Genomic DNA, 13026 nt, shown 5'->3' with positions numbered 1-13026 from the left:
CTCAAAAAAAGTTAGAATATAAAAACATGCAATTTGCATTTTAAAATGAAGGCCTCATTTTAAAAGTCAACGGCATGTACCCACCTTTCTATTTTTATACTAACCAGAGGAGACTAAATGGAGCATTCAACGCCCTTAATCACAACCATTGTTGGTGGTCTCGCCCTTGCATATTTGTTGGGAATGATTGCACAGCGATTAAAAATTTCCCCTTTAGTTGGCTATCTTGCAGCCGGTGTCCTAGCAGGCCCATTTACCCCTGGGTTTGTTGCTGATGCAGCACTGGCACCTGAACTTGCTGAAATCGGTGTTATCTTACTGATGTTTGGGGTAGGCCTACATTTCTCATTAAAAGATTTACTTGCTGTTAAAGCTATCGCAATTCCCGGAGCTATTGCTCAAATCGCAGTAGCAACCTTACTGGGTCTTGGCCTGTCGATGTTATTTGGCTGGGGAATATTTACAGGTGTTGTATTTGGCCTGTGTTTATCAACAGCCAGTACCGTCGTATTACTTCGTGCATTAGAAGAGCGTCAATTGATTGAAAGTCAGCGTGGGCAAATTGCGATAGGCTGGCTGATTGTTGAAGACTTAGCGATGGTCTTAACACTCGTTCTACTGCCTGCGGCGGCAGCTATTATGAATACGGATGATGCTAGCTTCAGTGAGCTCGCATTAGGCCTTGCATGGACAATTGGTAAAGTTGTTCTATTCATATTCATTATGATTGTTGTGGGTCGTAAAGTGATCCCATGGATTTTATCGCGTACCGCATCAACAGGTTCTCGTGAGCTATTCACTCTTGCTGTTCTCGCACTCGCATTAGGCATTGCCTATGCTGCTGTGGCTATTTTTGATGCTTCATTTGCCCTTGGTGCATTCTTCGCAGGGATGGTATTAAACGAGTCTGAGCTCAGCCATCGTGCCGCACAAGATACACTGCCATTACGTGATGCCTTTGCCGTACTGTTCTTTGTATCAGTTGGGATGCTGTTCGACCCAGTCGTATTAATTGAGCAGCCTCTGGGAATTTTAGCTGTTCTCGCCATTATTATTATTGGTAAATCCGCAGCTGCCTTGGTACTTGTTAGGATGTTTGGCCATTCACGGCGAACCGCGTTAACCATTTCTGTTAGTCTTGCGCAAATTGGTGAGTTTGCCTTTATCTTAGCCGGAATGGGGTTAACCCTAGGCGTCATGGATAAAGACGCGCAAAACCTGGTGTTAGCGGGTGCAATTGTCTCTATTATGCTGAATCCTGTGTTATTTAGCTTATTAGATAAGTACCTTGAGAAAACTGAAACTATCGAAGAACAACTGCTGGAGGAAACTCTGGAAGAAGAAACCCAAGTTCCTGTCGATATCTGCGGTCACGCCATCATCGTCGGTTATGGTCGCGTGGGAGGCATGCTTGCAGATAAACTGCGTAGAAGGGAAATCCCGGTTGTCGTTGTTGAAGATACCCGCTCTCGGTTTGAAGAACTTGCTGAAAATGGCTTTAGCGCAATCTTAGGTAATGGTGCCAATAGAGAAATTATTAGCCTTGCCCGTATTGAATGCGCCAAAACATTGCTCTTAACTATCCCTAATGGTTATGAAGCCGGTGAAATTGTCGCAACCGCGAAAGAAATGAACCCAGATGTCACTGTGATTGTTCGTGCCCATTATGATGATGAAGTCAGCTTTATTAAAGAACGAGGTGCAGACCATATCATTATTGGCGAACATGAAATCGCAAAATCAATGGCGACATTAATGTGCAATGATGTGGAAGAGTTCGGTTGTTCTATCGATGATATGATTGATGGTGACAATGATAAAAAAGGTGAAGGCAAAAGTTTAGATGATTATCTAAAACCCGCTCATTAACCTCTATTTCCATTAATACGAAAAGGAAGCAATTGCTTCCTTTTTTATTACATTGAAATTTATACGCTTATTATTTCTATCCACTCTAGATAGTTTATCTTCAGTTTTACTTTCCCTCATCGTTCACTCTAAATAATTCGCGCTGAAGCTAGGCGGCAAGAGAAGATATCCCTAAGAACATACACAAGTATGTGCCTAGAGGAACTGAGCGAAGCCAACAACGCATCAACGTGAATTATGACGAGTGAGCGATAAACTCATCCCCAGTCCAAACTGGCAACCCTTGGTCTTTAAAAAACTGAATTTCAGCTGCAACACCACCGCTTTTTTCCCAGCCAGGTAATGTCAGCACAATTAAACCATCACACCGCTTTAGAAATTCCATATCAATAGAAGACCATGCGACTTTTTGTCCTTGAGAAGCAAGGTATTGGTTAATTGGGTGGGTCATCGTGATTTGGCTATAGGTAGCGATACCTTTAAGCGCCAGTTCTGCTGCAAATTTTGTGCATTCAGCAAAGCGCATTTCTACAACATTGCTATCGGGGTCTGAATAAGGACAAGCAATAAAATAAAGGCTCATAATCTTTCCTAGGTGCTGTTAATTTTCAATGAACATTTTTTAGTTAAAGTAACCCCATGAAAAATAATTAATTATTTTCCACAGGGAGAGTTAAAGTTTAATTTATAGAATTAAAGACTTATTCAACGTCCGCAACAATAATTTTCGTTTTAGGATGTTTTTTACCTTCAGGTAATTTAAATTCTTTGCTGGTTGTCACTAAATAATCAATATTTTCCCAACTTGTCACAAAATTAATCGCATGTTTATTCGCTTTCGTGCCATCCGCTAACACCATTAATTTATCGCTGTTTTCCATCATCTTTTGTGCGATTGCCGCTTCATCGACATGTTGATCCATCACACCATGTAATGCGTGTATCGCCCCTGCCCCAATCACTGCGTAATCAGCAAAAAATTCAGCAATATTTTTTAGTGCAATAGCGCCTAAGCACGCATTTTGCGCTGCATTAAATTGCCCACCAATCAAAATCGTTTCGATAGTTGAGTTTTCTTGTAACGTATTTGCCAATAACGGCGAATTTGTAATAACGGTTAAGTTATCAATCAATTTGATTCTTTGGCTAAATTCAAAGGTGGTTGTGCCAAAATCAATAAATAATGTGTCTCCAGGTTTAATCAGCTCAGCCGCTTTCGCCGCAATCGCTTTTTTCTCATCAACCGCGGCTTGTGCTCTTTCCGTAAAATTACGCTCAAATTTTGATTGAATATTGACAGCCCCACCATGGACTTTTTTCAGTAACTTCTGTGTTTCAAGCTTACTAAGGTCACGACGGATGGTTTCTTGCGCGACATTAAAATGCTTAGCAAGATCCTGTACGTAAACCTGCCCTTGAGTAGAAAGCAGCTCAATGATAGTTTGATGACGTACTTTTGAGGAACGTCCCTCACACATAGTTTAATCCTTCTTAACCATTTAACTTTCCAGCACTATACAACAGTGATACTAATTTCAGTAGCTTCCTGCTGTATTTTTGTTAAATCAATATTTTTCAGTAAAATACGTCGTGTTGGTAAACAGCGATGGCGTTTTTCATATAACAGGGTATTCCCTGCCATAACACGAATAGTTCCGTTCACTGGCTGTTCAACTTTGATATTAAAATCAATTTGTCGCACTGATAAATTATCCATATCAATACACGCTGGAACACTAAAACAAATTTTCGGGTCAAACTGCACAGGAATACATTGAGCCACTTTCAATTGTTGTTGATGATGATTCGCTAGTAAATCATCTGCTATCCGTTCTCCGATCACCAAGCCTTCTTGATAGCATTGATCACCCATATCGGCCGGGTGCAACATATTGCCAGCGGCATAGTAGCGAGTATCAGAGCAACGCCCATACTGGTCTGTTACCGGTTTTCCTGTCGCCGCATCAAAGTTCAAATGGCTTTTACGGATTAACGTATTTTCACCAACAAATTGCCCCGTAAAAATGACCGAATCACACATAATTTTGTGGCTTTTACCTTCGGTTTCAACAACCACATATTCCACGCGATCTAAACCGCCAATTTCAGTAATTTTACTATTCAAATAAACGGGGGTTCCCATCGCTTTAGCAAATAAAGTCGCGGGTTTAAAAGCTAAAATCCGCTCACCACTTTCAATCATCGCTTGGGCTTTAACGCCTGCGTTTTTTAGTGTCCATAGCGCAGAAAAACTCACTAATTCACTGCCTACAATCACGGGATTACGGCAAGGCTTCTTACCATTTAAATAAACAAATTGCTGTAATGCCCCTGCGGTTAAAATTCCTTGTGGCCGCAAGCCTGAAACTAAGCGCGGATGGCGAGGTGTTTCTCTTACCCCCGTCGCTATCAAAACTCGTTTAGCTTGCATTTCAACAAGACCTTCTGGTGTTGAAACGGTTAATTTCCCATTAGGTTGTAACGCGGTCACTGTACTACGGGTGAAAATCGGTGTGTTTCCCAGTTGATTGACAATTTTTTCAGCAAACTGGTTGCCTTTCATCGGCCGTTTAAAGGCTAAAATGCCAAAAGTTGGATGCTGGCAGTGACGTGGAACGCCACCAGCATGGGCTTCACGTTCAATAATGGCGATATTTTGTACACCACGGCGACGTAGTGCTTGTGCCGCAGCTGCACCGGTAGGGCCCGAGCCAATGATAATAACATCATAATTTACACTCATTTTACGGCCTCCACTGCCAATGTGTGGTCGAAGCGACCATTAATAATTTCAGCCACCTGACTACTACAATAAAACCCATTACAGCGTCCCATCATTACTCGCGTTCTGCGGCGTAAAGCCCCTAAACACTCAGGAGGAATGTCCGAATCAAATGCGGCTTCAATCTCCCGTTGAGTCACTAATTCACAATGGCAAACAATACCGCCATTACTTTTGCATTGGTAATCCCGTTGATGATATTCAGAAATCATTGGCATAGTTGGCCAAATCAGCGCTTCTGGTGGTGATAGTTCAAAAAGCGGTGTGAAATTTTCTTGGTACAATTTACCAAGATAGCTTGCCACCCCTAAGGCCGAGGTTAAACCTGTGGAACGAATTCCCCCTGCACATATCCACTGTTTTTCTGGGTAACCATTAATGCGGTAATATTTTTCTTCTGTTGCAGGGCGTAACCCCGCATAGGTTGCGGTCACACTGTAATTGTGCAATGAAGGTAACATACGAGAACCTTGGGCAATTAAGTCCTCAAGCACTTCTTGTTTTACCTCTGCTTTCCAACGGTCATCTTGTTCTTCCGCTGTAGGGCCAAGCAAGAGGTTGCCGAAGATGGTTTTCGATAGCAATACACCTTTTGTGATAGCGGTCGGCACTGGTAGGATAATCGCATTGATATCCGCTGCTGCCGCTTTGTCATAAACAAGAAATTGCCCTTTACGTGGTTTTATTTGGAACGGTGATGGGTGGCAAATTGATTCGACAATATCCCCATTAATTCCTGCGCAGTTAATGACTAAACGGGCAGAAAACTCACCTTTTGATGTGGTTAAACGCCATACTCCATCATTGAGTGTTCCATTGCTGACCTCACAATGAAAACGGTATTCAGCCCCATGTTTTACTGCTTGGGTTAAATACGAAAGTGGCGTACTCCATGGGTCAATAACCGCTTCACCTGGCACAGAAACAGCCGCAAGTGCCCCTGGTGCTAAATGGGGTTCTCTGCGATATAGCTCTTCTTTATCAATAATTGCCACATCTAATACATTGTTAGTGTGTGCTTGTTCTACTATCGCCGGCAATTTACTGAGTTGCTCATCATTCCATGCAACCACTAATGCCCCCGTTTCAAGAAGAGGTAAATTCATTTTTTCTCTGATTGCAATGAATTCACGATACCCCTCTTGCATGCACTCAAGTTCTAGACTCCCTGGTGTGGCGTCAAAACCGGTATGTAATAGCGCACTATTTGCCTTACTTGCTCCCGAAAGGATGTCACCACCACGTTCAAGTAACAACGTGTTGGCTCCCATTAGTGTGAATTTACGTGTCACAGCACAGCCAATGACACCACCGCCGATGACAATGACATCCCAAATTTTTTTATTATTAATATCCATGGCTGAGATCCTTAACTTAAAACTTGCACACATAAAACCACATAATTCCCACAATCACAATAATTAAAACAACACAAAGCACAACAGTAACCAAAAATTTACTCACATTGTTACTTTATTGTGATTTTTGTCACATTAGTGAAACTTACTGTGAGTTTTTTGTGGATTTTATTTCCGATTAAACGATAGTAAGCAAAAAAACAGACCTATTTACAACATTTATAACACTGGGAATACTGTGATGCTCAATCAACGTTATGCGGCTATCGACCAGGGAACAACGGGAACCCGGGTCGTTGTCTTTGAAGAAGGCGGCCATTACCACTCCCCTATGAGCATTCCTCATAAACAAATCACGCTGAATAGTGGTTGGGTTGAACACGACCCAGAGGAAATACTGGCAAACATCATTAAATGCTTACATAGCTGTGAAGTCGTTGATGCTATTGGGCTTTGTCACCAAGGTGAAAGCATTGTCGCATGGGACGCGGACAGCAAGCGCCCTTTATACAACGCGATTGTTTGGCAAGACTTGCGAACAGAAAAAACCATCTCAATGCTCAAGGAGGCTGGGTTAGAGCCGCTGGTACAATCTAAGTCAGGCTTACCTCTCGACCCTTATTTTTCTGCCAGCAAAATGGGCTGGATTATTGACAATGTTGTCGGTGCGAAAACGTTAGCGGATAAAAATAAATTACGCATCGGTACAATGGATGCTTTTTTTCTTGACCGTATATGTGGCGTATTTGTCACCGACTATAACTCGGCGTCTCGAACTTCATTACTCAATATTCATACGTTGGAATGGGACCAAGAGCTATGTGACATTTTTGGAGTCCCCATCCATTGCTTGCCGCCAATTAAAGACAACATTGGTGACTTTGGCGCTATCAATCTCGATGGGCACCTTACCCCAGTCACGGCCATTATTGTTGACCAATTTGCCGGCACATTCGGCCATGGTTGTCGTGAGAAAGGTGATGCCAAAATCACCTTCGGTACAGGCGCGTTCTTGCAAGCACTGACTGGCACCGATATTCCACAAACTCATGACAGCGGTTTATTGCCCACACTCTGTTGGAAGTTTCCCAATCAGCCCCCTGTATTTGGCTTAGATGGCGGCGTCTACAACGCAGCATCTGCCATCAATTGGGCTCGCAAAATCGGTTTATTTGACTCGTTTGATGAGCTCGGGGATTTCAGGGCAGAATCCGCTATTAAACGCGGCCTAGCCTTTGTCCCTGCGTTATCCGGTTTAGGGTGTCCATACTGGGATCGCAGTGCTGCAGGCCTTTGGGCGGGGCTTTCATTAGATACCGACAAAAAAGACATGATGCAATCGGTTTTGGAAGGCATAGCCGCACGCTCCGCTGAAGTTATTTTTGCAATGGAAAAAATTTCACCGCTAGGCCAGTCAATCTCAGTCGATGGAGGACTCTCTTCAAATCAATATTTTAAGCAATTTTTAGCTAATTTATTACAAAAAAACATTGAAGCACCAGCAAACCGTGAAGTAACCGCATTAGGCGCCGCCTTGTTAGCTCGAAAAGGTATCGGGATCACTCATGAAATGGCGGTAAGACGCAATTCAACCGTGACACATCCTGATGGGACGAATATGCAAGGTGTGATGGAACAATATCGCGACATCATTGCCCGTTCTCGCCAATTAAGACACTAAAATAATAAAAGGAAACCCTACTATGGCTGAATTCGGAAATTACATTATTTATTTAATTATGTGTGGCGCCATTATTGGTGCTGTCGCATCCATTGTTAGACCCGCCAGCGATCTTGGAAAAGAGTTTGTTAACGGGATCTTTTCTATTGGTCCCGTGTTTCTCGCTCAAGCCGGGATCATGGCTGCTGTTCCGTTACTCTCGCAATTAATCTCTTACATTCTTGGACCGGTCTTTTCCTCTGTCGGCTCAGACGTTTCTATTGCAGCCTTATCAATTATTGCAGTTGATATGGGCGGTTACCAACTAGCCGATGCACTAACAACTAATCGAGATATGTGGATCACTGCAATGTTGATCGGTTACACCTCTGGGGCCACCATTGTTTATCTGATCCCTGTGGGGCTAACAATGCTAAATCGTAAAGATCATAAATACCTTGCACTTGGTGCAATGGCAGGGTTGATCTCCATACCATTTGGCGTATTGGCTTCATTACTGCTAATTACATTCAATAATATTCCTGTAAGGGACATTATTTCCACAAACTCACCGGCGACACACCAATTAACCTTAGATTTCTTTACCATGTTGCAATACCTGATGCCGTTGTTTGTATTCTGTTTTTTATTAGCCGCAGGGCTAAAATATCGCCCGATGTTAATGGTAACGGGCTTCCTGATTTTCGGTAAAATCATGGATGCATTCGTCAAATTAGTCTTAGCATTTTCCATTGTTGAACACTTTACTGGTGTATTTACCAAAATGTTCGGCGCATGGGGCTTTGACCCACTGTTTGCTGACCAAAATGAACTATTCCGTGCCATCGAAATTGCGGGTTATATCGGTATCATGTTAGCGGGCACATTCCCCATTTGTTATCTGTTCCAACGCTACTGCAAGCCTTTAGTCCGTGCACTAAGTAACCGTTTAAAACTGAGTGATACGGGTTCTTTAGGTTTTATTATGGTTATGGCAAACATTATCGCTACTTATCACTTATTCAAAGAAATGCGAGCGAGGGATAAAGTATTATGTGTGGCATTTGGTGTTTGTGCACAAGCGACCATCGGGGATCATCTTGCCTTCACCGCCAACTTCCAACCTACTCTCGTTTTACCTATTTTACTGGGCAAGTTGGTAGGCGGCTTCTTAGCAGTATTTATTGCGATTAAAATCTCAGTACCACAGGCGATGCGTTATGAAGCTGAAGATACAAAAGCAGCTGAAATAGTCAAAGAAGAAAGTGAGCTCGCTGTTGCTAAACAACATTAATTAATATTAACCATACTTATATATTTAAAAATAATTAGCTGTATGCCAAATATGAATACTCATAAAGTAGCATACAGCTTTTATTTATTAGTCTGAAATTAACTCAAACTCTCATCCATTATTAATATTATACCCATCATATGGATATCTATATTAGTCATCATTAACCATTACATTATTTATAGATACATAACCGGAAGGTAAATAATGATCTCAATTAATAAAATTTAGTAGCAACAATTCATCAGAATAATTGTTTAAAAAGAAAAGCACCTCAATAACAATTATATTGAAGTGCCTTAAAATTGACATCATTAATTCAAATAAGAATTATTTCGTTTTAACGTTCCCAATAAGACTCTTCTAAACTATCTTCTTTTTCAGGTAAGCCACGACTCAAACGAGGTGAATGCTGAGTTAATACTTGATAACTCACACGGTTAGCATATTTGCATACTTGAGCTAAAGAGGAATATGTTAAGTATTGGCGTTCATGTTTACTGGAATTCGGTACATTTGAACGATGGTAAGAATTGGCAGTAATATCGTGAAGTAATGCCGATAAAGCCCCATCTCCCGCCCCATTCGTGTTCATTATTTTTTCAGGCCCGCCCATATAAGGCTCAATATGAGAGAAAATACGTAATGGAACTTGGCAATCTTGTTGGCGCATTGCTCGGCTAAACTCGTATAAGTTAAATTCTGCAATCGCACCTGGTAATAGTGGGTGCTGCGTCGTACGTTTATAAGCGTCCTCAGTGTAGCCGGCCATATACAAGCCTGATGGACCCGCTGTACATAAAACTAAATCGACCCAGTCTAATGCCATATTAGAGGCGAGTAATGGGTCACTCAGCCCTGTCAGTTCCTGCGCTTCGTCCTCATTCATTGCAACGACTGAAATATGTTCCGCTAAGAAATCACGCCAGAACTGAGGGTCTTGAGCGATGACAAATTTTGTTCCAAGCGTCAACACAACGGGAACATTGTGCTTTTTCGCATACGCAATAGCCTGCATAGTCGCATCAGGCATGGTTTCTCCGGGTTTACAACGGACTAAATAAGCGGTTAAAACCAATGCAGAAGCCCCCGCAATAATATCCTCTGGAATACTATTTGGGTGCAAGCGATTCATATGGCCAGGGCTGATAGCAAAAGTTCGCTCGCCATTTTCAGTGATCAAGGTAAAACAGCGCCCAATAGGCCCATCCACGCCTTGTAGAAAATTTAAATCCATACGGCTTGAGGTATGGCACAGGTAGCGATATGCATAGCTACCAATTTGGATGTTATTACACATTGTGCCCAATAAAACAGACCTGTCATCCGCTAATACCGAATAATTGTGCAAGGTATTGCCAATCGTTCCACCAGCAAACTCATGAGTAATCAATGCATTATCTGTGAGCTCTTTATACAAAGCTTCGGCGGCATCATCTTCAATAACTAGTGAATGCCCCTTACTCAACTGGTAGCGCTGAATGAAATCGTCATCCACTTTCGCTTCAATATCGACTAATGTTTGGTCGATACCAACGATATAGGACTTACAATTCTCATCATCTGCCAATGTTTCTTTTAAAGGCTGTAATAAAGGATCTCTGAGACTAACAGGAAAATAGTGTTTTGATTTGCGCTGACCGGGGAATTTCATAATTAGAAGATTAACAATGGAACATCGCCCTATTCTAGCACGATAAAATAAAGCCAGCACCTGCAAAGAAGGCACTGGCTCCATTGTTTGTCATTTGGCGGTAATTTTACTGATTTTGATATTTATAATCGCGGTAAAGCTCTCGACTTAACACAAATGCACAACTCAAAATTAAACCTAATATGGCGCTTAATGCAACAATCAACGCTGATTTAGGTGAATCTTTATGCAATGGTAAGTCTGGCGTTAAAATAAATTTAACCGGCGTAAAATCTAACTCTTTACTAGTTAGCTCTTGTAAATCATCAATATAAATCTTACGGTTTTGTAGGTTTTCGCTCATCAATGCTAAATCACGATTTTGAGTTTCAATCAGTAATTTTTTCTCTAAAGCTTCAGTCCCCAACGCAATAGGGTAATCAGGGTCATCATTGATAGCAACAGATTCGCTGGCAATCGGTTTTTCAATTCCAGCGGCTTTTGCAATATCAACGGCTCGTTTAAGCCTTTCAACCTTAACATCGTATTCAGTTTGAATTTTGCTGACTTCGCGTTTTAGTGACTCACTGGCATAAATAAGTTTCTCTGAAATCATATTATCGATTTCAACTTTTAGCTGTTGCCTTACTTTCGATGCACTATAACGAATATAGCCTTCAAGTAAATCTTGGGCTTCTGTCGGCAACGGCGCAGTAAAGCTTAAAACAATATCATTTGAAGTACTGTTTTTTTCTTTTGACAGATCTTGAATTTTAATATCATTTGAAATGATTGAATTCACTAGCCTTTGCTGAGCGATAACATCATCTTTTGGGTCAATTTTCTCTGCAAGGTTATGGTAATACTCAGTACTTCTCACATAACTTTCTTGATTAACTTTCGAACGATATTGGTCAATAAATGCAGTAAAAACACGTTGAGCACTTAGATCAACAGGAACATCTAATACATCCAATTGCGCTTTAAATGCATTAACTTCTTTGAGCTCTTCAGATGCAGGGGGAATAACAATAGCAGTACTGCTCCATTTTTGAGGTAAGAGTTTAACAACACCAGCACTTACTGCAATACAAACAATCGTAAATATAAGAATCAAAAATTTATGTTTTAACAAAATGGAAAACAAGGCCATTAAATCAATTTCATCGTTTTGTTGTATATGAAATTGATGAGCAGAAGACGACTTCTGCTCTATATTACCTTGTGGGGGCTGCTTATTGCTCATATTAATTCCAAAAGACATAACATTTATTCAATCATTTATAATTTCAGATAAGTGATTATAGTCCATAATGAGCCTATTGATATATCGATAAGCAAACTTTTCTGCATTAATTTGCTGAATTAGTTATTTTAGTACATCTTGAATTATTGAATTAATCATATGAATGCTATTTGGATTATCATTTAAAGCCGGTATGTAATTATATTTATTACCGCCACTACTCATAAAAAATTCTTTATTTTGTTCGCTAATTTCTTCTAATGTTTCTAGGCAATCAACTGAAAACCCTGGACAAATGACCTGAACGGATTTTACACCCTGGGAGGGTAATTCATGCATAGTTTTATCCATGTAAGGCATCAACCAAGGCTCACGTCCAAACCGTGACTGATAGGTGAGCATGACTTTATCACTTGGATAATTCAACGCCTCACGGAGTGCCTCTGCCGTTTTTTCGCACTCTTGCTGGTAAATATCACCTGTATCGCAATAACGCTGTGGAATACCATGGAACGACAATATAAGTCTATCGGGTTCACCATGCAGGGCAAAGCTTTCGTCTATCGAGGCCACTAACGCTTGAATATAAGCAGGATGTGTCGCATAGCTACGAATGAATTGCACGCTTGGAATGGTACGTCTACTTTCAAACGCTCTGGTTAATGCATCATAAACTGCTGCGGTTGTCGTGCAGGAATATTGTGGATACAGCGGAAGAACCACTAAGTCAGTAACACCATGGTCTAGCAAACCATCCACCGCACTTTTAATTGAAGGAGAACCATAGCTCATGCCTATCTCTACAGCAATATTAGGCAATAACTCTGCTAACTTTTGTTTTTGACGCAAAGAATAAACCAGTAATGGCGAGCCGCCTTCTAACCAAATAGACTTATATAACTTCGCCACTTTAGAAGAGCGAAGAGGCAAAATCGCCCCATGTAAAATTGGCTTCCAAATCAAGCGCGGTACATCAATAACGCGTTTATCACTAAGAAATTCGGCTAAATAGCGTTTCACTGCTGAGGTTGTTGGGGCATCAGGGGTTCCTAAGTTTGCTAACAAAATGCCGTATTTTTTTTCTGACATGAAACAACTCCTAATTGATAATTATTCCCAACTTTAGCACAGTTAATTAACGATTTTTGTCACCAAGTGGTATAAAAAAGAAAGGCAGCGATCAT

At 41.1% G+C, this 13026-nt stretch carries 10 protein-coding genes; 3 read left to right on the top strand and 7 right to left on the bottom strand.

Going from position 1 to position 13026, the window contains the following annotated elements:
• Positions 1-117 precede the first annotated feature (117 nt).
• Complete coding sequence (gene ybaL, locus PSE60_RS13350) at positions 118-1869, top strand: YbaL family putative K(+) efflux transporter (RefSeq protein WP_004913598.1); 1752 nt, start codon at positions 118-120, stop codon at positions 1867-1869.
• 235 nt (positions 1870-2104) lie between these two features.
• On the opposite strand, the gene PSE60_RS13345 is transcribed toward ybaL, so the two are convergent.
• The 4 genes from PSE60_RS13345 to PSE60_RS13330 all read right to left on the bottom strand — a co-directional run bounded on the left by PSE60_RS13345 (position 2105) and on the right by PSE60_RS13330 (position 6009).
• Positions 2105-2452 (bottom strand): DUF1937 family protein, encoded by a 348-nt coding sequence (locus PSE60_RS13345; RefSeq protein ID WP_210837654.1) that lies wholly within the window; start codon positions 2450-2452, stop codon positions 2105-2107.
• 118 nt (positions 2453-2570) lie between these two features.
• Entirely contained in the window at positions 2571-3347 is a 777-nt protein-coding gene (locus tag PSE60_RS13340) for a DeoR/GlpR family DNA-binding transcription regulator (protein ID WP_272665715.1), read from the bottom strand.
• A gap of 35 nt (positions 3348-3382) precedes the next feature.
• On the bottom strand, positions 3383-4612 hold the full coding sequence (locus PSE60_RS13335) for an FAD-dependent oxidoreductase (RefSeq protein WP_272665714.1): 1230 nt from the start codon (positions 4610-4612) through the stop codon (positions 3383-3385).
• Positions 4609-6009 carry an NAD(P)/FAD-dependent oxidoreductase gene (locus PSE60_RS13330; protein ID WP_272665713.1) on the bottom strand — a complete coding sequence of 467 codons (1401 nt, stop codon included), beginning with the start codon at positions 6007-6009 and terminating at the stop codon, positions 4609-4611. The genes PSE60_RS13335 and PSE60_RS13330 overlap by 4 nt, the downstream gene beginning before the upstream one ends.
• A gap of 241 nt (positions 6010-6250) precedes the next feature.
• Between PSE60_RS13330 and PSE60_RS13325 the strand changes: the two genes are divergently transcribed.
• Positions 6251-7690 (top strand): FGGY family carbohydrate kinase, encoded by a 1440-nt coding sequence (locus PSE60_RS13325; protein WP_272665844.1) that lies wholly within the window; start codon positions 6251-6253, stop codon positions 7688-7690.
• A gap of 22 nt (positions 7691-7712) precedes the next feature.
• Complete coding sequence (gene eutH, locus PSE60_RS13320) at positions 7713-8963, top strand: ethanolamine utilization protein EutH (RefSeq protein WP_272665712.1); 1251 nt, start codon at positions 7713-7715, stop codon at positions 8961-8963.
• A 340-nt stretch (positions 8964-9303) separates the two neighbouring features.
• Here eutH and PSE60_RS13315 read toward each other — a convergent pair whose 3' ends face one another.
• From PSE60_RS13315 to hemH, 3 genes are all read right to left on the bottom strand, one after another.
• The gene (locus PSE60_RS13315; protein WP_004913614.1) at positions 9304-10617 is read right to left on the bottom strand and encodes an inosine/guanosine kinase; all 1314 of its coding nucleotides are present in this window, start codon (positions 10615-10617) and stop codon (positions 9304-9306) included.
• 106 nt (positions 10618-10723) lie between these two features.
• Entirely contained in the window at positions 10724-11842 is a 1119-nt protein-coding gene (wzz(fepE), locus tag PSE60_RS13310; protein ID WP_272665711.1) for an LPS O-antigen length regulator Wzz(fepE), read from the bottom strand.
• Between the two features lie 123 nt (positions 11843-11965).
• Positions 11966-12931 (bottom strand): ferrochelatase, encoded by a 966-nt coding sequence (hemH, locus tag PSE60_RS13305; protein WP_272665710.1) that lies wholly within the window; start codon positions 12929-12931, stop codon positions 11966-11968.
• Between the last annotated feature and the right edge of the window lie 95 nt (positions 12932-13026).

The sequence above is a fragment of the Providencia sp. PROV174 genome (assembly GCF_028480685.1).
Lineage (GTDB): Bacteria > Pseudomonadota > Gammaproteobacteria > Enterobacterales > Enterobacteriaceae > Providencia > Providencia rettgeri.
The sequence above is the reverse complement of the archived record's forward strand: the minus strand, read 5'-3'. Positions and strand labels throughout refer to the sequence as shown.

Bases quoted from the DNA above. Each gene is read 5' to 3' on its own strand.
- PSE60_RS13345 (WP_210837654.1), bottom strand. From the start codon at position 2,452: ATGAGCCTTTATTTTATTGCTTGTCCTTATTCAGACCCCGATAGCAAT.
- PSE60_RS13335 (WP_272665714.1), bottom strand. From the start codon at position 4,612: ATGAGTGTAAATTATGATGTTATTATCATTGGCTCGGGCCCTACCGGT.
- PSE60_RS13315 (WP_004913614.1), bottom strand. From the start codon at position 10,617: ATGAAATTCCCCGGTCAGCGCAAATCAAAACACTATTTTCCTGTTAGT.
- PSE60_RS13340 (WP_272665715.1), bottom strand. From the start codon at position 3,347: ATGTGTGAGGGACGTTCCTCAAAAGTACGTCATCAAACTATCATTGAG.
- eutH (WP_272665712.1), top strand. From the start codon at position 7,713: ATGGCTGAATTCGGAAATTACATTATTTATTTAATTATGTGTGGCGCC.
- PSE60_RS13330 (WP_272665713.1), bottom strand. From the start codon at position 6,009: ATGGATATTAATAATAAAAAAATTTGGGATGTCATTGTCATCGGCGGT.
- ybaL (WP_004913598.1), top strand. From the start codon at position 118: ATGGAGCATTCAACGCCCTTAATCACAACCATTGTTGGTGGTCTCGCC.
- PSE60_RS13325 (WP_272665844.1), top strand. From the start codon at position 6,251: ATGCTCAATCAACGTTATGCGGCTATCGACCAGGGAACAACGGGAACC.
- hemH (WP_272665710.1), bottom strand. From the start codon at position 12,931: ATGTCAGAAAAAAAATACGGCATTTTGTTAGCAAACTTAGGAACCCCT.